18 protein-coding genes are annotated in these 20,133 nt (G+C 57.7%); 11 read left to right on the plus strand and 7 right to left on the minus strand.

All coding sequences use genetic code 11. The features are described from left to right. Positions 1 to 190 precede the first annotated feature (190 nt). Together QN062_RS02975 and QN062_RS02980 are read right to left on the minus strand one after the other, a co-directional pair. Positions 191 to 394, minus strand: coding sequence for a cold-shock protein (locus QN062_RS02975; protein ID WP_277011199.1), 204 nt, complete (start codon positions 392 to 394; stop codon positions 191 to 193). A 232-nt stretch (positions 395 to 626) separates the two neighbouring features. Beyond that, positions 627 to 1,280, minus strand: coding sequence for a LytR C-terminal domain-containing protein (locus QN062_RS02980; protein ID WP_369342125.1), 654 nt, complete (start codon positions 1,278 to 1,280; stop codon positions 627 to 629). Positions 1,281 to 1,432: 152 nt separating this feature from the next. Here QN062_RS02980 and QN062_RS02985 point away from each other — a divergent pair, with 152 nt between their 5' ends. The 11 genes from QN062_RS02985 (at position 1,433) to QN062_RS03035 (ending at position 14,020) form a co-directional block, all read left to right on the plus strand. Further along, complete coding sequence (locus tag QN062_RS02985; protein ID WP_369342126.1) at positions 1,433 to 2,164, plus strand: uracil-DNA glycosylase; 732 nt, start codon at positions 1,433 to 1,435, stop codon at positions 2,162 to 2,164. A 184-nt stretch (positions 2,165 to 2,348) separates the two neighbouring features. Beyond that, entirely contained in the window at positions 2,349 to 3,362 is a 1,014-nt protein-coding gene (locus QN062_RS02990; protein ID WP_369342127.1) for an AAA family ATPase, read from the plus strand. Then, the gene (locus QN062_RS02995) at positions 3,359 to 4,351 is read left to right on the plus strand and encodes a DUF58 domain-containing protein (protein WP_369342128.1); all 993 of its coding nucleotides are present in this window, start codon (positions 3,359 to 3,361) and stop codon (positions 4,349 to 4,351) included. Before QN062_RS02990 ends, QN062_RS02995 begins: the two co-directional genes overlap by 4 nt. Further along, the gene (locus QN062_RS03000) at positions 4,348 to 4,914 is read left to right on the plus strand and encodes a hypothetical protein (RefSeq protein WP_369342129.1); all 567 of its coding nucleotides are present in this window, start codon (positions 4,348 to 4,350) and stop codon (positions 4,912 to 4,914) included. Before QN062_RS02995 ends, QN062_RS03000 begins: the two co-directional genes overlap by 4 nt. After that, positions 4,915 to 5,991, plus strand: a complete 1,077-nt coding sequence (locus tag QN062_RS03005) for a VWA domain-containing protein (protein ID WP_369342130.1) — start codon at positions 4,915 to 4,917, stop codon at positions 5,989 to 5,991. Beyond that, the gene (locus QN062_RS03010) at positions 5,988 to 7,016 is read left to right on the plus strand and encodes a vWA domain-containing protein (protein ID WP_369342131.1); all 1,029 of its coding nucleotides are present in this window, start codon (positions 5,988 to 5,990) and stop codon (positions 7,014 to 7,016) included. Before QN062_RS03005 ends, QN062_RS03010 begins: the two co-directional genes overlap by 4 nt. Further along, on the plus strand, positions 7,013 to 7,633 hold the full coding sequence (locus tag QN062_RS03015) for a DUF6466 family protein (RefSeq protein ID WP_369342132.1): 621 nt from the start codon (positions 7,013 to 7,015) through the stop codon (positions 7,631 to 7,633). The genes QN062_RS03010 and QN062_RS03015 overlap by 4 nt, the downstream gene beginning before the upstream one ends. 484 nt (positions 7,634 to 8,117) lie before the next feature. Continuing rightward, positions 8,118 to 9,452, plus strand: a complete 1,335-nt coding sequence (locus QN062_RS03020; protein WP_369342133.1) for an Mbeg1-like protein — start codon at positions 8,118 to 8,120, stop codon at positions 9,450 to 9,452. 54 nt (positions 9,453 to 9,506) lie between these two features. Further along, positions 9,507 to 10,946, plus strand: a complete 1,440-nt coding sequence (purB, locus tag QN062_RS03025; protein WP_369342134.1) for an adenylosuccinate lyase — start codon at positions 9,507 to 9,509, stop codon at positions 10,944 to 10,946. A gap of 1 nt (position 10,947) precedes the next feature. Further along, positions 10,948 to 13,557 (plus strand): YbhN family protein, encoded by a 2,610-nt coding sequence (locus QN062_RS03030; protein ID WP_369342135.1) that lies wholly within the window; start codon positions 10,948 to 10,950, stop codon positions 13,555 to 13,557. Between the two features lie 181 nt (positions 13,558 to 13,738). Next, positions 13,739 to 14,020: an HU family DNA-binding protein gene (locus tag QN062_RS03035; protein WP_094694680.1), complete on the plus strand. Its 282-nt coding sequence runs from the start codon at positions 13,739 to 13,741 to the stop codon at positions 14,018 to 14,020. Positions 14,021 to 14,099: 79 nt separating this feature from the next. Here the strand turns inward: QN062_RS03035 and QN062_RS03040 are convergent, their stop codons facing one another. The 5 genes from QN062_RS03040 to arc form a co-directional block, all read right to left on the minus strand. Continuing rightward, complete coding sequence (locus tag QN062_RS03040) at positions 14,100 to 15,608, minus strand: proteasome accessory factor PafA2 family protein (protein ID WP_369342136.1); 1,509 nt, start codon at positions 15,606 to 15,608, stop codon at positions 14,100 to 14,102. Between the two features lies 1 nt (position 15,609). Continuing rightward, positions 15,610 to 15,801 (minus strand): ubiquitin-like protein Pup, encoded by a 192-nt coding sequence (locus tag QN062_RS03045; protein ID WP_369342137.1) that lies wholly within the window; start codon positions 15,799 to 15,801, stop codon positions 15,610 to 15,612. Positions 15,802 to 15,886: 85 nt separating this feature from the next. Next, positions 15,887 to 16,723: an inositol monophosphatase gene (locus tag QN062_RS03050; RefSeq protein WP_369342521.1), complete on the minus strand. Its 837-nt coding sequence runs from the start codon at positions 16,721 to 16,723 to the stop codon at positions 15,887 to 15,889. A gap of 121 nt (positions 16,724 to 16,844) precedes the next feature. Then, positions 16,845 to 18,533: a depupylase/deamidase Dop gene (gene dop / locus QN062_RS03055; RefSeq protein WP_369342138.1), complete on the minus strand. Its 1,689-nt coding sequence runs from the start codon at positions 18,531 to 18,533 to the stop codon at positions 16,845 to 16,847. Further along, positions 18,530 to 20,122, minus strand: a complete 1,593-nt coding sequence (arc, locus tag QN062_RS03060; RefSeq protein ID WP_394854735.1) for a proteasome ATPase — start codon at positions 20,120 to 20,122, stop codon at positions 18,530 to 18,532. The genes dop and arc overlap by 4 nt, the downstream gene beginning before the upstream one ends. Between the last annotated feature and the right edge of the window lie 11 nt (positions 20,123 to 20,133).

The following is a 20,133-nucleotide window of genomic DNA, read 5'->3' on the forward strand; positions in this document are numbered from 1 at the left end:
ATTCCGAGTTTTGCGGCAATTGCCAAGTATCAACGCTGATTTTTGGCTTTATTCGAACGTGATATCAAGGATTTCGAGGTCCGATACTTGGCAATTGCCGCAAAACTCGGAATCTCGTCGGAATCACGTCGAAAATAATACAAAAAAGGCTCCGGGCGACCGGAGCCTAGGCTAAAAAGTCTTGATTGAATCAGATCTTGGTGACCTTCGTCGCCTGGAGACCCTTAGGTCCCTGCTCTACCTCGTACTCGACCTTGTCGCCCTCATCGAGGGACTTGAATCCATCGGACTCGATAGCTGAATAGTGAACGAAAACATCTTCTCCACCATCGCTAGGGTTGATGAATCCGTAACCCTTGCCAGCGCTGAAGAATTTCACAGTGCCCTGTGCCATAACAAACTTCCTTAGAAAAGTGCCGCGTCACGGCAGAAGCGAAACTCACCGCTACTATCCGGTCGGCATATACATTCTAGACACGAATGTGAGCAAAACGCCGAATATTACAAATATTTCTCAGCATTTTTGAAGATTTTTCTGATAAATCATGAAAAAATGCTCAAAAAAACGAAGCACGCACGCATTCGACGTGATTCCCCTATTACTCCAGACAATCCACTCCAGCAGATCACTCCAGAAGGACGGCTACGATCGGCGCTGAAATCGAGGTCATCTGAGAAACCGTCGATATTCCAAGAGAGCTCGCCACAGCCTCGGCCGTGGACTTGTCAGTCTCGTTCTGATACCAGACCACGCTGGACGATGGCACGCTGCCCGTCGGATTCGCAGCCACCACGTTCGTGTATCCGGCATTGTTCAGCACGGTCTTCTGCTTTGCGGCGTAGCCGCTGACCGAGGTGCCATTGATGACGCGGATGCTCGTGGCCTTATTGACGGCCTCGGAGGACGTCGAGGAACTTGAGGTGGAAGTGCTCGGACTGGTGGACGCCGATGAGGAAGCCGAACCCGTCGATGTTGCAGAGGACGATGATGAGCTGGTGTCAGACGCCGAGCTTGACTCGGACTTGGAGGTCGTCGAGGATGCTGCGGTGCTGGAACTCGAGGCCCATGGCAGACGAATGCTGGAAGCCGCGCCGGAAAGCAGCGCCCATGCCAGGAACCCCAGCAAGACTGCAACGAGCAGAACTACGAAATATGGCATGGTCCTTGCCGCCAGGGAACGGGTGCCACGATGAACTCCCATCGGACCGGCAGGAGGATTATCGAACTCATCTCGTGTGTACGAATCATAACCAGCACGTTCATTACGCTTGCGTCCCATATAAAAGCTCCTCATCCGACTACATACAGAGTGTAATATCCTCACCGCCCAATAGGACAATTCCCTCAATATCTTATACGATAGGACCTCGAACCGTGTCCCGGCCAAGAGTCCTGGCCCATACTAGTGTGTTCCATATGGAACAATCCCATATGGAACAATCCTCATCGCGACCACACGTCAAACCGCTGGACCAGCTCATCGAAGCGGGCTGGGCGAAGGCTCTCGAACCCGTCGAGCCAAACATTCACCGGATGGGAGACTTCCTTCGAAACGAACTGAGGGAAGGCAGACCATACCTGCCTGCGAGCGCTGACATCCTCAGAGCGTTCACCATTCCCTTCGAGTCGATACGCGTGCTCATCGTCGGCCAGGATCCCTATCCGACACCAGGGCATCCCGTCGGCCTGAGCTTCTGCGTCGACCCCAGGGTCAGCCCTCTTCCAGGAAGTCTTCGCAACATCTACACTGAGCTGGTATCGGACGTTCATGTCGCACAGCCTCTGAACGGCGATCTGACCCCCTGGACCAGACGTGGCGTGATGTTGCTCAACAGATGCCTGACGGTGGGCGTCGGCAAGCCTGCCAGCCACCGCAACAAGGGCTGGGAGCAGATAACCGAAGCCGCGATAACAGCATTGAATGGGCGGAAGGACAAGGATGGCCGACCACTCCCGCTGGTCGCGATACTGTGGGGGCGGCAGGCTCAGAGTCTTGAACCCTTGCTTGGCAATGCCTTCATCATCAAGTCCGCCCATCCCAGTCCACTTTCGGTCCGCTATGGGTTCTTCGGGTCCAAGCCATTTTCCAAGGCAAATGCGGCATTGGTCTCCATGGGAGCTGACCCAATAGACTGGAGCCTTCCCAGCGAGGCACACCGATAAGGCTTGGGGCGATTCTAGGAGACGGTCAGAAACTGCGGTTACAGTGGTGTCCATGGCACTATTTCCTCCGCAACCACAAGATGGCGTAAATGACAACACTTCTGAGGGTGAGCCGCATCCCACGACCGGGGTTCGAGCCGATGTTGGCGGGAACTCAGACTTTCCTTTGAAACCGGAGAATCACATGCGCACCATAGATGCAGAGCCCCTCACCCATGAGGATGAGGAGAGGGCGAGTCAATTCGCGAACACCATTCGATCGCGATTCGCACAGACCTTGATCGGTCAGGACAATCTTCGCGAATCATTGATCGTGACGATGGTCGCTGGTGGACACATTCTTATAGAATCCGTCCCCGGCCTTGCAAAGACCACGGCCGCGCAGACCCTGGCAACCTCTGTCTCAGGAAGCTTCAAACGCGTTCAGTGCACGCCGGATCTGATGCCCTCGGACCTGGTCGGCACTCAGGTGTTCGATTTCTCGACGCAGCATTTCACCACCATGATTGGCCCGATCCACGCAAATTTCGTGCTGCTCGATGAAATCAACCGTTCGAATGCGAAAACTCAGTCAGCTATGCTTGAGGCAATGGCGGAAGGCACGACCACCATAGGTGGCGAACCAATCGCCTTGCCGAAGCCATTCATGGTCATCGCAACGCAGAATCCAATCGAGGAGGAAGGCACATACAACCTTCCAGAGGCGCAGATGGATCGTTTCATGATGAAGGCGGTGATGACGTATCCAAATGCCGACGACGAGCAGAAGATGCTTCAGCTGCTCACCAGACGAGGCACGGATACGGTCAACACCGAGACTCTCGGATCTGACATCATTTCCATCGATGACGTCAAGTTCCTTCGATCCTCGGCGCGCAAGGTCCACGTTTCTGACGCGATAATGAACTACGCCGTCGATTTGGCAGCGACCAGCCGAGGAGCGGGAACCCATCCGATTCAAGGACTGTCCAATCTGGTTCGCCTCGGTGCAAGCCCGCGAGCATCCATCGCGCTGACGCGCATCGGTCAGGCGAACGCCCTGCTTTCAGGCCGTGATTTCGTTATTCCGGAAGACATCAAGGCCTATGTGCATGAGGTGCTTCGCCATCGCATACTGCTGACTTTCGAGGCTCTGGCTGACGCAGTGGCAAGCGATGAGGTGATTGATTCCATCGTGCAGGCGGTGCCCGTACCATGAGTTCGCAGAGGCGCACGGAAGTCACCGATGAATCGAACGATCCCATTCGCCGCAAGATCGAGTCCCTTGGCAGCACGCTGAGCCTTCCGACGGTACGCCGGGCGATGGGTGTTCTCGAGGGCGAACATACTTCCCATCAGCGTGGCGGGAGTCAGGACACCCTCGACATAAGGGCCTATGAGCCCGGTGACGAGGCTCGACTCATTGATTGGAAGACCAGTGCCCGCGTCGGCCGTCCCATGATCGCCGAGAAGGAACGGCCTTCGACGAGTCGTGTCTGGATGCTTCTAGACATGGGCATGGAGATGTCAGGAAGCTGCGAGGGCGGCGAGCGCGCTCTCGACGTGGCATGCAACGCACTCGCGATGTTTGCGACGCTTTCGCTTCGCCGCTCAGATGACATATCCCTTGTGCTGGGCGATTCGGCGAACATCACCCGCATACAGTTCAATGGCGGCTTCGCGCAATTCGAACGCAGGCTCGACGACGCGACCGGTCGCGACCTGGATCGTCCGCGAAACCTCGATGCGTTGCTGGACTACGGAAGGCGGATTCAGGATCGCAATGCACTGCTGGTCCTGGCAACGGACGACACTGCGCTTGAAAAGCCCCAGCTCGAGAAGATTCGCCAACTCGCCCAATCGCATCCCGTGGTCGTCATCAATGTGGTGACGGTCAACCCATTTTCACGACCACGGCGCTACGATCGCGTGGTCGATGCAGCCACCGGACGTTTCGTTCCGGCTTTCCTTGCACGGAAGGCAAATGCGGAGGACGTCGAGAATCATCGGCGCTTCAATGCAGCCCAACTCACCCATGAGTTGCAGAAATCGGGCTCGAGGATGCTTCGTTCGAGTTCGAGCGAGCTCATGTTTCATGATTTTGTCAGACTGGTGTCCCTTTCACTTGCCCGCAGTTCTACGAATCGCATAGTAAAGCCATATGCAACCACATCAGATAGAGAAAAAGTTGGAGACGGCACTCGATGATCGATGTTCTCAGCACTGCAGGCCCTGACGGCCGAACACTGTTCCTGGCGGGGATCGACACCTCGGATCTCGACGTCCTCGGCAGCCTTGGCACGGGAAAGCTGTGGTTCGCAGCGCTGGCGGGCGCGGTCATCGTATGCGCCACGATCGCACTCGTCATCTGGCTGTGGCGTCCACGGACGGTCAGAGAGCCCAAGCGCACAGGGGCGCACAGCCAGACCTCGCGCACGGACCCTTGGCACGGTCGAATCGATGATGTCGAACAACGTTTCGAGTCGGGAGAGATCACACGTGAGGAGGCATTCGTAGCCTTGGCCCGCATCGCCCGTGAATACGCGTCGAGGAACCTCAGCAAGGATGTGAGGTCGAATACACTGGCGGATTTTGGCAGTGAATCAAGGCACGGAAACAACAGGAACGGCATGGACCTGCTCAGACAGACGATAGCGGCGCTGTATCCTCCTGAGTTCGCCGACGGGGAGAGCAACCGTCAGGCCAAGGAATCGACGGTGCATGAGGCTGCGCGCTGGGTCGGTCGTCTTACGGAAAGGTGGCGCATATAGATGGGTGTGCTTATATGGCGCTGGCCTTGGGCCTTCGCGGTCGCCGCGGTGGCGATTCTTGTGGTGGTCGCCCTGGTGTGGTGGCGGAATCGACGCAACTATCCCCCGGTCATTCGCGAATCCGATGCTGAGGTATGGAATGTTGAGAGGCATCTGCAGACGGAGAACATCGCCGACCAGTATCGAGGCTGGCGCAACCTCAACCGTCTCGCGATCGCTGCTCTTGCTGCGGCGCTGATACTTGCTGGAGTGATCAACGCACGCCCATCCTCCGTCGATTCAAGCGAGGAATACAGCAGCACCAGAGACATCGTGCTCTGCCTTGACGTATCGGGTTCCGCACTCCCCTACGATCGTACGATCATCTCCACATATCTGGGATTGGTCTCGAACTTCCAAGGGGAACGCATCGGCATGAGCATCTTCAACTCAACGTCACGCACCGTGTTTCCGCTTACCGATGACTATTCCCTGGTTTCCAGGCAGCTGCGCAAGGCAGACAAGATCCTTGACGGGGTGCAGTCGCAGAGCGACATCGACAAGATGAGCGACAAGGACTATCAGGCGATTTCAGATTGGCTCGATGGCACTCAGAACCGTCAGAACGAGACTTCGCTCATAGGGGACGGTCTGGTGAACTGCTCGGCGATGCTGCCCGGATTCTCGTATTCGAGTACCAGCTCATCGGGCTCGACCGCAAGCCGGTCATCGTCGATCGTTCTGGCAACCGATAACGTCGTTTCCGGCACCTCCACATATTCGCTCAAGCAGGCCCTTGATCTGGCGAAATCTGCGAAGATCAACGTGGATGGTCTGTTCGCAGGCCCTGAGGAAAGCGAAGGCGATGCCACGACCATACAGATGAAGAACGAGATACAGTCGCATGGCGGCATCTTCCTCGCCACCAGTGCAAATGCGGGCGTGGAGGATCTGGTGAAGCAGATAGAAAGCAGACGCAACGGATCCGAAGAATCCGATGACCAGGCAAGCATCGTCGATGAGCCTACGTGGTGGGTTCTCGCCTTGGCTGTGCTCTTTGGGGGCTTCATGCTGACCGTCTGGAGGTTGCGTCGATGAACGGATACATGCTCTCCCCATCACTGGGTTGGATTGCCGGCGGCATCATCGCGGCGGCTCTGATCGTTGCGGCGATCGTCAATGCAGTGCTCTTCGTGCGGCAGCGGGAGAACTCGGACACCACCCTCGCAGCCTGCATCAGACGAAGCGCGATCGCCGTCCTGATCGCAATCATGGTGCTGACGCCAAGCGTCGTTTCCACCACGACGAGTCAGGCCATCAATGCGACAGACGTGTATGTCGCAGTGGACGTCACCGGTTCGATGGCTGTGAAAGATGCCAAATATGGCAGTCAGGACACGATGACCCGACTCAACGCCGCCAGCAAGGCGGTGACCGACATCACGAAGCTGTATCCCGATGCGAGCTTTGCAGGCATGAGCTTTGGAGCGAGCGCCAGCCTGGATGTTCCTCTGACCCCCGATTCCAACGCTCTGACCAACTGGGCCGAGACGCTTCGCACGGAACCCACCGCCAGCTCGTCGGGTTCCAACCTCGATGCCCCGCTGGACAAGCTGATCGTGAATCTGAAGTCGACCCATGACCAGCACCCCAATGATTCCATACTGCTCTATATCATCACCGATGGGGAACAGACCAGTTCGGCAACGCGCAGAAGCTTCTCATCATTGCGCGGATACATCAGCGATGGGTTCACGATAGGTGTCGGTTCAACGCAGGGAGGGCAGGTCCCCGTCACCGAAGTCACGGCTTCTGGCGATCAGACGCAGAGTGGCAGCTGGGTTATCGATCCAAGCACGAAGAAGCCTGCGGTCTCCAGGATGGATCCAAAGAATCTTGCCGCAATCGCCGACGAGATCAGCGGCCGATACATAGCGACGAACGCACAGAAGACATTGTCGGACTCGGCTTCGAAAGAGGCTTCCAAGCAGTATCGCGTGACTACCACGGTCAAGAGGCGCAAGCGGGCGATGCCTGTGGTCTGGCCCTTTGCCATCGTGACGGGGGCGCTGCTTCTATGGGAGTTCGGTGCATGGCTGACGACCACAAGGAGGATGTTGTGAGCACCAAGTCAACACGCAATGCAACCTCAGATCAGGCGTTGGACGCGTCAGAGACCGCCAAGCCCAGACACAGGGCGTCCCTAGGTGTCAGGATCGTTCTGATCGTGGCAGCAACCATCGTCTTTCTAGGTCTGGCGCTCACCTTGGTGAACATCCGTGCCGCAGGCACATACAATCAGGCGACCCAAAGCCTGCAGAGCAACATCAAGGCTGCCTCCAAGGACGATGCTGATCTGAACGAGCTCAAGGCAGCCCAGCAGCAGACCGATGCTCAGTTTTCAGATGCCGAGGCATTCTCGCATGCACTGCTGCCAGGCGTGTCCTATGCCGTGAAGTCCAATGCTGCGACCTCCAGGAAGCTTACGGCTATGATCGACGCCGCGCTCAAGGCCCAGAATGGCAGCAGCGGCAGCACATCTTCCAGCAATGCGAGCGGGGCAAGCTCAAGTTCGGCAAGCAGCACTCCAGAATCAAGCCTGAATGCCGAGCAGCGGAAGAAGGTCGCAGAATTGCTGAAGCAGAATCAGACGCTTCAACAGTCGAATTCAAGTTCCTCGGCGAGCACGTCGTCGGGCACTCCCTCGAGTTCTTCAAGTTCCACGACAAAGGCCTGGTAAGCATGTTCACCGTACAGACCGCGAGGGTCGCGATCGCATAGCGGAGTCGAACGGTCGTCTGCGTTCGATCGGACCGACATTCGACCACATTCCCAAACGAGTTTGAGACTTGCCCGGCGCGATGCTGGACTGAGGCAATGAACCAGATCACACATCGCCAGCCCATTGAATTCGGAGCCTTTCCGGCTCAGCCACACGGCGCATTGCAAGCAATCAGCCAGGCATCGTCAGACGGGACATACGCTCCTCCGTGCCCATGTCTTGCGTTGGCTCGTCATCACATACATCAGTTGCTGCCCATCATCGCCACCGCTCAGACCAGGATCGCGGAATCTCAATCTGCGCTTCAAGGCCTGCAAGGACTGACATGGGAGGGAAAAGCTGCGTCGCAGGCTCGTCAGCATGCCCAACGCATCATCATTCATGGACAGCGATGCTCGAGGATGCTGTCTGAAATCCAGTTCAGACTCAGCGCTTGGATTCGATGATGAGGCAGTATTCCCCAGGAAGTCTGCAATCATCGGTCTATGGGGGCAAGCCGTTCTCAACCCCTGAATCCCTTGCGTGCATCACGGTGGTTCATCAGCTTGAGGCCACGTCTGAGTCCTTGGCAAGGTGCACGACGCACTGGCGCGAGGCAATCATGCGAACCGCATGCCTGCCGGCCCAGGCTCCGCTCTGCCCTGCCTTGTCTGCAGAGTCATCGCACCATCCGGGAGCATACCTTCACACCCTTCTGCAACCCACCTGGCTCGTTGCCATGCTGACGGAAGTCGCCGCATCCGAGCAGACGCTGTCGGATGGCATCTCGGAACTTGCTCGATTGCTGGCTCGCGCTCACTCGACATATTCTCATGCCGAGGAAACCACCCTTCGCATGCTTGCGGGGCTCGCTGCAGGCTTTGGCATCGGCATGATCGCACATGGTCTGAGCGGCTACACCAGCCTCGTCTCCGCGCTGAAGCAGGGCAACGATCTCAGCGTGCGGCAGGTCGAAGGCATCTCGCTGCCTGCAGCACGATCGGTGAGGCAGGCCCTGTCGAACCTGCAGCGCATCGGGTCGCAGGGCGACGGATATTACGCCACCATTGCCATTCAGCGATATGTCGACGCGAAGGGCCTGGCATCTTGGGTGGTGACGATACCAGGAACCGACTCCCACGCCGATACGCCGATAGGATGGCTGCAGAACGTGGAACTCATGAGCGACAGTGCCGAACGACGCATGAACGCAGACAGTGTCAGATTCGTCCTTGCAGCGATGAAGGAGGCTGGAATCAGGCAATCAGACAAGGTGGCCCTGGTCGGGCATTCCCAGGGAGGAATTGTCGCGGCAACGATCGCAGCCGACGCGCAGAGGGAATATCAGATATCCCATGTGATCACGGCAGGCTCGCCAGTCGGCAACCACCCGATACCGCAGAAGACCTGGGTCACCAGCATAGAGGTCGATCGAGATGTGGTTCCCGGCCTTGATGGAAGACGCAATCCCAGCAATGCATCATGGCTGAGCGTGCGCGCACGGACGACATCTTCAGCGGAGCCGGCGGGCATGGCATGCAAGACAGGGGCGGACAGGACCGAGACGGAGGAAGAGCCACAATCGGAGAGGGACTGCGCCGTGGAATCCGATGCTGCCGTCGAAGCGTCGAAAGGTGAGCATCATTCGATGGAAAAGCAGCAGGAAGCCTGGAACGATGCCCTCCATATAGGTTCTCCGGCTGCGAGCATGCACGACGAGCACTTCAAGGCGATCACCTCCGGCACCCTCGAATCGACAAGGCATTACCAAGGACGACTGCATGCCGCCACCGGATGATCGCCTGACCGACGCTCACCCATAGCGTTCAGGGCTTCGCGTATTCTGTTGGCTATGAAGCTTTCTGAAATTGAACCCGCACTTGCCCTCAGCCCTCTCGATGGACGCTATCAGTCACAGACATCACCTCTCACCGAATATTTGAGCGAGGCCGCGCTCAATCGCGAACGCATGCGCGTCGAGGTCGAATGGATGATTCTGCTCGCGAATGGCTTTGACGGCAACGGCTTGCAGGCCATCATCCCTGGAGTGACCCCATTCACCGAAGCTGAGCGACGGTATCTGCGGAGCATTCCCGAGGCTTTCGGAAAAGATGGCATCGCAGAGCTCAAGGCCATCGAGGAAGTCACCCATCATGACGTGAAGGCCGTTGAATACTACATCGACCGTCGCCTTGACGCCGCTGCGGAACAACTCGGCACAGATACCGAGCTTGCCAGACTCAAGCCACTCGTTCACTTCGCCTGCACCAGCGAAGACATCAACAACCTTTCGTACGCTCGCTGCGTCAAGGACGCAGTCCAGCAGATCTGGCTTCCAGCGGCTCTGGAACTCGTTGACTACATCAAGGACAAGGCCGAGGAGTTCAAGGATCTCTCCATGCTGAGCCTGACGCATGGCCAACCCGCCACTCCAACGACTCTAGGCAAGGAACTTGCCGTGTTCGCCTATCGGCTGGGTCGCCAGATCAAGCATATCGAACTTCAGGAGTACCTGGGCAAGATCAACGGTGCGACGGGAACGTTCGGCGCGCATGTCGCCGCCCTACCCGACGTCGACTGGCTCGCCGTCTCACAGGAATTCGTCACCAATCGAATGCACCTGACATGGAATCCCCTCACCACTCAGATCGAATCGCACGACTGGCAGGCTGAACTCTATGGAAGCATCAGCCATCTCAACCGCATCCTGCATAATCTGGCGACGGATTCATGGATGTATATCTCACGAGGAGTGTTCGCGCAGACTCCTGTCAAGGGAGCAACCGGTTCAAGCACCATGCCTCACAAGGTCAATCCGATTCGCTTCGAGAACGCCGAGGCCAACCTCGAGATCTCATGCTCGTTCTTCGACACGCTCGGCGCCACGCTCACGGAGACCCGTTGGCAGCGCGATCTCACCGATTCCACCACCCAGCGCAATATCGGATCTGCATTCGGATATGCGCTGCTGGCACTGGACAATCTGCTCGGCGGACTCAAATCCGTGCATCCGAACCATGCCGTCATACAACGAGAGCTGCAGGAAAACTGGGAGGTGCTTGGCGAGCCGATTCAGACCGCGATGCGTGCAGCGGCCCTGGAAGGGCGTTCCGGAATGGACAACCCCTATGAGCGAGTCAAGGAACTCATGCGAGGCCATGCCATAGATCAGGAAGCCGTCGAATCCTTCATATCCACGATCGACTTCGATGATGAAACGTCAAGTCGGCTGAAGCGATTGCGTCCCGAAAGCTATGTGGGCATCGCCGGACGTTTGGTAAACTTCGACTGATATGGGGAACAATCTCAAGAAGAGAGATAATGTCCAGGATTCGGACAATCAGGCAGACCTCGGATCGAGCAGTCAGGCGACACCGATCTCTGCCACTATTCCATCGGACGATGGCCATGCCACGGACGATGGTCCTTCCACAGATAACGTTGTGCCGCAGATAACGGACACCGCTCCAAAGCGCGTGCACGATTTTGGCGACCTGGTGCGAGCAGGGTCGTATCTGCTGGCATTCGTCCTCGTGGTGCTTGTGTCTCTTTACCTCAAGGGACTGACCGCAGGCGTCGAATCCGACGTGCACACCACGGCCGGCCATGCGCTTGAGTGGCTTGTCGACTTTCCGACCAGCCTGCTGCAGCAATTCGTCACTACCGTGATAGTCATATGGGTCCTCGTTCAGCTGCTCATCAACAGGGAATGGCAGCAGGCCATAACGTCAACGCTGGCACTGTTCAGCGGGTATACGGTCATCCGACTGCTGTCGATGCTCATCATTCATATAGGCAATCAGACCTTGATCGAGGCTTTGAGCTCCTCAGCGCTGCTCACAGGCATTGGGTTTCTGCCTGACATATATGCCGGACTGGGAGCGTTCCTCACCGCCGCGGGCCCCCGGCGCATGCGCAATTCACTGGTGTGGGGGTGGAATCTGCTGCTGGGAGTCGGCATCGTTTCGGTCGCTCTGTCATCCAACTCACTGTCAGGCTCATTGGTTTCGATCACCGTAGGCTGCATGCTGGGCATGCTCATCCGCTTCGCATCCGGAACCCAGAACAAGGGTGCATGGGGAAATGAGATTGTGCAATCGGTGAGGACCATAGGCATATCCACCGCCGTGCTCGAACGTCTGTCGGAAGATGACAGCCACGCAATGCACTCCGGCGATCCTCAGGACGAAAGGCAGCAAGCCCAGGTCCGAGATGCCCAGAGCGGATCCTCCCTTCTCGATGACAACACCTCGCAGTCACGCATATACCGGCTCGTCGACACGCAAGGCAGGTCATATGTGGTCTCGGTCCTGGACAACCAGACGCATACCGCCGGATATCTTCTGCAGGTGTGGCGATGGATCAAATTCTCCGGAATCGCGATGCGGCGCGACAGATCTGCCTATGACACGACCGAACATCATCTTTCGATGCTGCTCGGACTTCGCAATCTGGGCCTGACAGCCGCCCACCCATACGCGATGTCTGCGGTGGGCGAGTCGTCGGTTCTTGTCTTCGACACCGACGTGAGGCTTGAAAAGCTCGATCTTGACGGCATTGACGACGACGATGCCAGACAGATGATGCACTATCTGGAGACAGCCCATCGACATGGGTACACGCATCGCCATATCTCCGCCTCGAATCTCTCACGCGACGAGCATGGCAACGTAGTCATCGCAGGTTGGCAGAATGGCGACTATGCAAGCTCCTCACCGAATATGAGCATCGATCGGGTGCAGCTTCTTGTACTTCTCTGCTGCACCATAGGCCGTGAACGCACTTTGAATATCGCATGCGCCGTCTGGGGCAAGGATGCGGTCATCCAGCTCGCGCCCTTCATGCAGAAGGTCGCCATTCCCGCATCGACCTGCGCCCTGCCGACATGGGGCAAAAACACGATTCGAGACCTGCGGGACGATGTTCGCAAGCTGAGCGATGAAGAAGCCGTCGAATCGCTCGAGACGGTGAATCTCTCCCGTTTCAGCTTCCGCTCCTTCGCGGCCTTGGTGCTGCTGATCGTCGCCGTCGTGGTCATCATCACACAGCTGAACCTTCAACAGGTCATCGATGCAGTCACCCATGCCAACCCATGGATGGCGGGTCTGTGCTTCCTCTTCGGCGTCATGGCCTGGCTCGGCGGCGCCATATCGCTTGGCACCTTCGTCGACAGGGACAAGCGCAACTACCTTGGTCTGTTCCTGACGCAGGTCGCTTCGAGCTTCACTGCCGTCTCCATGCCTTCCGGCGTAGGCCCCGCCTTCGTCAATCTGCAATACCTGAGAAAGAGCGGGTACAAGAATAGCATCGCCACGGCGATCATGAGCGCAGTGGTGGCCGTGCAGTTTGCCACCACATTCCTGCTTCTGGTCTTCATAGGCATATTCACGGGCCGCAGCAGCTTCTCCGGCATGATCCCAACGAACACCCTCGTCGTAGTGATCGGCGTTCTGGCAATCATCATCGCACTCGCAATCGCGATTACTCCCGTTCGCCAATATGCGATGAAGCGTCTGCTTCCGATAGTGTCGACCTACACACGTCAGCTGCTTGATGTGCTGACCCAGCCCAAGGAGCTGATCATCAGTTCCTTGGGATCATGGCTGCAGAGCTTCGGCCTCGGATTCGGCTACTGGGCGGCACTGATGGCATTTGGATACCACACCAACATCATGGAAACCACATTCATATATCTTCTGGCCAACACGATCGGTTCGGCAGTGCCGACACCGGGAGGGTTGGGAGCCGTGGAGGCTGCGCTGACATTCGGATTCTCGAGCCTTGGCGTCCCTACCGCACTGTCTCTTTCAGCAACGGTGCTCTTCCGCGTCGCAACGTATTGGATTCGCATTCCACTCGGCGCCCTTGCCGCCAAATGGCTGGAAAGGCACAGTCTTCTCTAGTGGGAATCGCCTGACTGGATGACGATGATATGACGATGATGTGAAAATGCTTGTCAAGATACCGGCGTTTTGCAGAAAAAACCCTTAGGAACGCGGCAATTTCAACGGATATGCGCTAATATCGTCTGTGACCGATGGGTTTCCCGGAAAGGATGGGGGCCCCCAAAAGAAGGATGCTCATATGGCATACAACAAGTCCGATCTCGTTTCAAAGATTGCACAGAAGTCAAACCTGACCAAGGCACAGTCTGAGGCTGCAATCAACGCATTTCAGGATATTTTTGTGGAGTCCCTCCAGTCAGGCGAAGGCCTGAGACTTACGGGTCTTTTCTCGGCGGAACGCGTCAAGCGCGCTGCCCGCACCGGCCGCAACCCACGCACCGGTGAAACCATCAAGATTCCAGCAAGCTACGGCGTCCGCATCAGCGCAGGCTCACTGCTCAAGAAGGCAGTCACCAAGTAATCTGGGGACATACAAACGTTGTAATCCCGGTCGATAACGTTATCGACCGGGATTTTTGATTTCGCGGTCAAGACGCACATCAGGAATCACGTTCGATGTAGCCAGGAGCCATGGAATCGATGAATTCCTCGAAATCCGGGGTGACATCACTCATGAAGGGATCCATGATCTCGAATTCCGCATGATGGTCCCCCATGGCGACCAGATGCGTCCAATCGCATGACCATGGGATATCGCTGGCAAGCGCCCTGCGAACGAATAGGCCACGCAGCCGTGCGCGCGTGTCAGCTGGAGGGTTGCTCGCCGAATCCGAGATCATTTCCTTGGAGATCAGGGTCTTCAACTGGCGATGCCGCTCCAGGGATTCTATGACATGCCCATTGACGATGTCATGGTATTCGAAATCAAGCATCTTCATCTGCGCCCATGATGGCGACGATTTCCCCATATGGGCACGACCGCGTCGATTCAGCGCATTGATTATGCGTAGCTTCGCCGCCCAGTCTACCCAATCCGACAGGGCCTGCCAGTTCCCCGCTTCGATGGCCTGAAGCGCACGGCCCCATAGTTCAAGGACCTGCCCCGCATCGTCAAGGACGGAGCTTCCCAGACCGCTATGACGGGACACGAAGTCCTGGGCCGCCTCAAGATACACATGCTGGATGGACAGTGCGGATGACTGCGCCGAGTGCTGTTCGCCGGAGTCCGCCACCACATCGATCATGGCACGGCCAGTGAGGTCCCTGCTGACGGCACGGATCGCCTTCCCGGGAGAGACAAGCGCACAACGTTCGAATGGTGTCGCAGAACCCTTCTCGATGGCCTCCTCGATGATGCAGAGCACCAGGTGAGTCGTGGCCAGCTTCATCCATGTGGCGACCTGGGAGCGATTCGAGTCGCCGACGATGACATGCAGTCTGCGGAAAAGCTCAGGATCGGCATGTGGCTCGTCACGGGTGTTCACCATCGGGCGCGAGCGGGTCGTTGCACTCGAGACAGCCTCGTCAAGATAGTCGGCGCGCTGGGAAAGCTCGAAACCGTCTCTCGTGACCTTTCCCGCACCGGAGAAAAGCTGTCGCGTCACCAGGAAGGGCACCAACAGCCTGCGCACGTCATCGAGTGAGACGTGGCGTCGCAGCAGATAGTTCTCATGACATCCGAATGACTGTCCAGAGGCATCGACGTTGTTCTTGAACACGTGCACGCGCGCCTCGGCACCATATTCACGCTGGAGCTGTTTTTGGGCGCGTAGGGCAAGGCGAGCCACGATCCGCTCACCTGCAAGATCCTGCTTCACGGCGTCCAACGGGGTGCGCGCCTCGGCAGTCGCGTACTCGGGGTGCGATCCGACATCCAGGTAAAGGCGGGCGCCGTTCTGCAGATAGGTGTTGGTCGACCGGGCGCGTGAGATGACCGGCTGAAACATCGTTCTGGCGATATCCGGAGCCGGGCAGAGCCTCTCAGTTCCAGTGAGGCTCACCCCATATTCCGTTTCTATGCCGAATATGCGTGCGAAGGCACCGCCGCGGGACCCTCGTAACCGGTCGTGGTCCATTGCCTCAAGATGGGAATCGCGTAGCTGAGGCACATCACTCGCCACCCTTTTGCACGAATCTGTTCACGTACTCTTCGGCGTTCTCACTAAGCGAGGTCTCGATATCATCAAGCACCGAATCAAGCTCGTCGATGTTCGATTCATCGCCCTTCACACGTTGGGCCGATCCCTGCTCCTGCACATCGTCATGCGCCTGCCGAACGATGCGGCTACGTTCCTGTGGCATATGTCCTCCTTGCATTGCTGGGACGAGCGCAGTCGCGCGCATGAGACATGCATGCCGAACCACGCCAAGACCCCATTGCGACATGTCAATCCTGGTTGAGATAGCCCTTCAGGTCTCCATCGATCAGCCCGTTCGATGCGACGATGTCGTTGTCCCGTCCCCAGTCGATCGGCTTGCCGTTCCACTGATTCAATCTACCCTGTGACTCCCATACAACCACAGATCCGGCAGAAACGGCAGGAATATCCCAAGAATGAAGCTTTGGCTCAAAATAGGCGTCGTAGGTTCCATCGGCGACCTTGCACAGGTCAAGTGACGTCGGACCGACACGCTTGATGTCGGCAGGCCTTCCAGCCATGGCTGCGACCGTTCTCAGCGCGCGTTTCGATTCGTTCGGAAAATATGACATGCCGAAGCTCACCACGGAGCCATCAAGTGAATCCGTCGTCGACGGTATGATCTTCTCACGCTTGCTGCCTATCGGCGTTCGCCTGATGCGAATGGCTCCCTGCCCATGAGCCGCAAGGTAGGTCAGGCCGAGCGCCGGGGCATGGACCACTCCAATGATTGGCGAGGGCACACCATTCTCCTGTATCTCGAACAGGGAGAAAGTCACAGCCCACTCAGCCATGTTGCGCACGTAATTGATGGCGCCATCAATGTTTCCTATGCACCAGTAGCGTCTGTTGGCCACACGACTGGAACCCTCATCTTCCCAGAATCCATCGGCCGGATCTATCTTGCCTATGCCGTCTCGGCAAAAACGCATCAGCCGAGTGTCGACCTCGGAGGAAAAGCGCTGTTCCGACTTCGGCTGGACTCGATATTTCAAATCGTGTGGGTTGACCTGATCCTGAAGGGCGTGCTCTCCAGCCTCGAATGCCAGATGAGAAACCCTCGTGGTTAAATCTCGCAGATCCATCAGTCCCACCTCATTCCTTCTCGATAGAAATAATACAGAATAGCAATGATTTATCACTTTCCCTAACGACTGACGCCGTCTCCCGAACGAAGGCCATCATATCGCTCTGCACCAAGCCTCATCAGCGAAGTCGCCAGTCACGATCGGCCGCGAACGGTTCGGCCGCGAGCATTTCGACTGCCTCGGCCGCACTGTCGGCTCGCTGCAGCACAGCCTCGCAACGAGACTTGCCGAACTTCGAGGAATCGCGCATATCCAGCCTCAGCGTCTTGGCATGGTCGCCGCCCCTGTCATCACGGACGGTCATCCTTGCCCAGGCGACGCCGATGATCTGAGTCGGAAAGCGTCTGACAAGCCGAGCACGCAACCATGCTCGGGTGTCCTGCGGCGGTTCCGCGCAGGCTTGCCGCAACTCATCGTCGCTGACCGTGCGTTCGAGGCGACCTTGCATCCTTGCGAACAGTCCCTTCCCGGAATCGACGGCCGACCATGCAAGATCGAGTGCGCGGAGTCTCGGATCTGACCATGACTCCGCAGATTCGCCATTGGATGCGCCATTGGATACGCCGGTTCCAGGCATCCGGCCATGCTCCCTATGACGGATGCGAATCTCAAGCGCATGCAGGAGCTGCCATTTCGCCAGCCACTCGATTCGAGACGCTTCATCTCGCATTCCGAGACGCTCTTCGTCACCCGCATCCCTTACCTTGCACAGGTCCGAAAGAATCTCCCTCCACATATGCATGACGCGTTCCGTCGATGGATCCGGCCAGTCAATCCCGGAAGAATCTCCGCCACGTCTGCCGTATACATCGGATCCGGTCCGCTCAACGGCTTCCAGCAGACGACGCTGCATCTCCAGCGCAGTGATCTCTTCCCCGCCATCAAGAGCGAGCCTTGCAGAAAGCCCCAGATCGTGCGAGACAATGTGCATGGCCTCCACGGGGTCGACGAAGTCGAGAGGCATATGACCTTCCACGCGGTTAAGCTCTGGCCTGAGCATTCGCATCTCAAGCATCCACAGCAGCATGCTGGTGGTGCCCAGCTTAAGGACCTGCGGCACATCCATGCGGTTGGCATCGCCGACAATCACATGCAGGCGTCTGAATTCGTCCGTGCTGTGCGATTCATCGCGCGTGTTGATGATCGGACGCTCGAATGTCGTCTGCAGGCCGATTCGACTGTGAATGTAATCCGCACGCTGACTCAGTTGAAATCCCGGGGTTTCGGACCGCTCGCCAATGCCTACGCGGCCGGAACCTGCATAGATCTGCCTGGTGACGAAATGTGCGGTCATCAGACCCTGGACCTGCGCGAAGGGAACGCTGCGCAACATCTGATAGTTCTCATGGGTTCCCCAGCTCGCACCTTTGCCGTCCACATTGTTCCGATGCAGCTGAATCTGCCTTCCGGTGCGTCGACCTGCCCTGATCGCCGCCTGCTCCATCAATGCGTCGCCTGCATGGTCGTATCGGACAGCCATGAAGGGGTCGTTCGTCTCCGGAGCGGAATATTCCGGGTGGGCGTGGTCAACGTAGATTCGGCCACCGTTGGGAGCGATCACATTCGTGATATGCAGCTGCGGCGCATCCGTCAGCATGCTTGCCGGTGCGGCAGCTCTGCTCAGACGCATGCCACGGGCATCGTGCGTCGGATCCTCTTCCCCATAGTCCCAACGAATCCCTTGAGTCGATGGGTCTGCGACACCAGCGACGACGTCGAAGGGCAGCTGCATGGGATTGCTCCGGGTATCCTCGAAGTCGCTCACCGCATATTCGGTCTCGGTGCCCATGAGGCGCAACACGCTCATGCAGGCCTGCCTTCGGATTCCCGACCGCGCTCGATGCGTACGACACGTCCGACATCCAATCCCGTGATATTCGACCACTGCGAAGGATCGGCATCACCGATCGAGTCAGCGCTTTCAACGAATTCATCTTGCACGGCATCGGCGAGGATCGATTCGCCCAGCGCCACATCGCTGCCACTTTCAATGGAAGCCTTGACCGCCTTGGTCTTCGCGCGGTCGACGATATTCTTCAGCATCGCCCCTGATATCACATCGGCGAAGAACACGCTCGTCCATTGACCCCGTTCATCGCAGACATCGCACACCTTGCGGTCCGCACCCCGCGAGAAGGCATCGCTGACGACCGACGATGCCAGGCTCTCCGAATCGCGGTCGAGCTGAAGGGGCAGGTCATTCGTCAGATAGTGCCGAAGGATGCTCGTCGCCTGAGCCTTGTTGGGTCTGTCGACACGAATCTTCACATCCAGCCTTCCTGGTCTCAGCACGGCTGGGTCGATCATGTCCACTCGGTTCGAAGCTCCGATCACGATCACGTTGTCAAGGGCCTCCACTCCGTCGAGCTCCGCCAGGAACTGCGGCACGATGGTCGTCTCAACGTCCGACGAGACTCCGGATCCACGCGTGCGCAGCAGCGAATCCATCTCGTCAATGAAGACGATCACCAGAGCGCCTTGGGCGGCCCTTTCGCGGGCCCGCTTGAAGATGCCGCGTATGAGCCGCTCGGATTCACCGACGAACTTGTTGAGCAGCTCCGGCCCCTTGACTGAAAGGAAGATGCCACGTCGGGCATGCGTCCCCTGAGCAAGCGAGTGGGCAACCGCCTTGGCGATCATCGTTTTGCCGTTGCCCGGAGGCCCATACAGCAGGACGCCCTTCGGAGGTCTCAGGTCGTAGCGTTCGAAGAGTTCCCGATGCTCGAAGGGCAGCTGCACAGCGTCGCGGATACGGTCGATCTGCGAGTCGAGACCACCGATATCGGCGTAGCTGACATCCGGTGTCTCCTCGAGGACGAGATTCGTCTCATCCTCCGCCGGCAGCAGATCGAGTGCGATATGGCCAGAATCGTCAAGAATGACACGATCCCCCGCCACGATCCTGGTGTCCATCACCTTGCCTGCGCGGGTCACGACCGATGCAGCGCCTGACGAATCCTGCACCACCAGATTCGGCATATCGATGACCTGCAGCACAGTTCGGACCTGTCCGGTCTGATGCCTTCCTCGGAATTCGACCAGCACCATGTTCTCATTGAGCAGGACCGACTCTCCGCACGTGGCCCTCTGCAGGTCGACGTTGGGTGCAACGGGAACGATCATGCGCCGGTTCGAGAGCGCGATCTCCGCCGTCGCATGACGCACATTGTGGCTGTCAAGCGAAATGCGATCCTGGGAAATGAACACTGCGAAGCTCATCGGAGGCTTCGCGAGCTGCTCCATCTGTGACTTGACCTTTCCCAATTCCTCCGCCGCCTTGGTGAGGGCGGCTGCAAGCGCATGGTTCTTTCGTTGCGAAAGATCGAGCTGCGCGGCCATATCGGAAAGTCGGCTGGCTGAGGATTCGTCGGAATCTCGTAGGGAATCCTCTTCCATGGGGTTCCTGC

This window comes from Bifidobacterium sp. WK012_4_13 (genome assembly GCF_041080835.1).
Lineage (GTDB): Bacteria > Actinomycetota > Actinomycetes > Actinomycetales > Bifidobacteriaceae > Bombiscardovia > Bombiscardovia fermentum.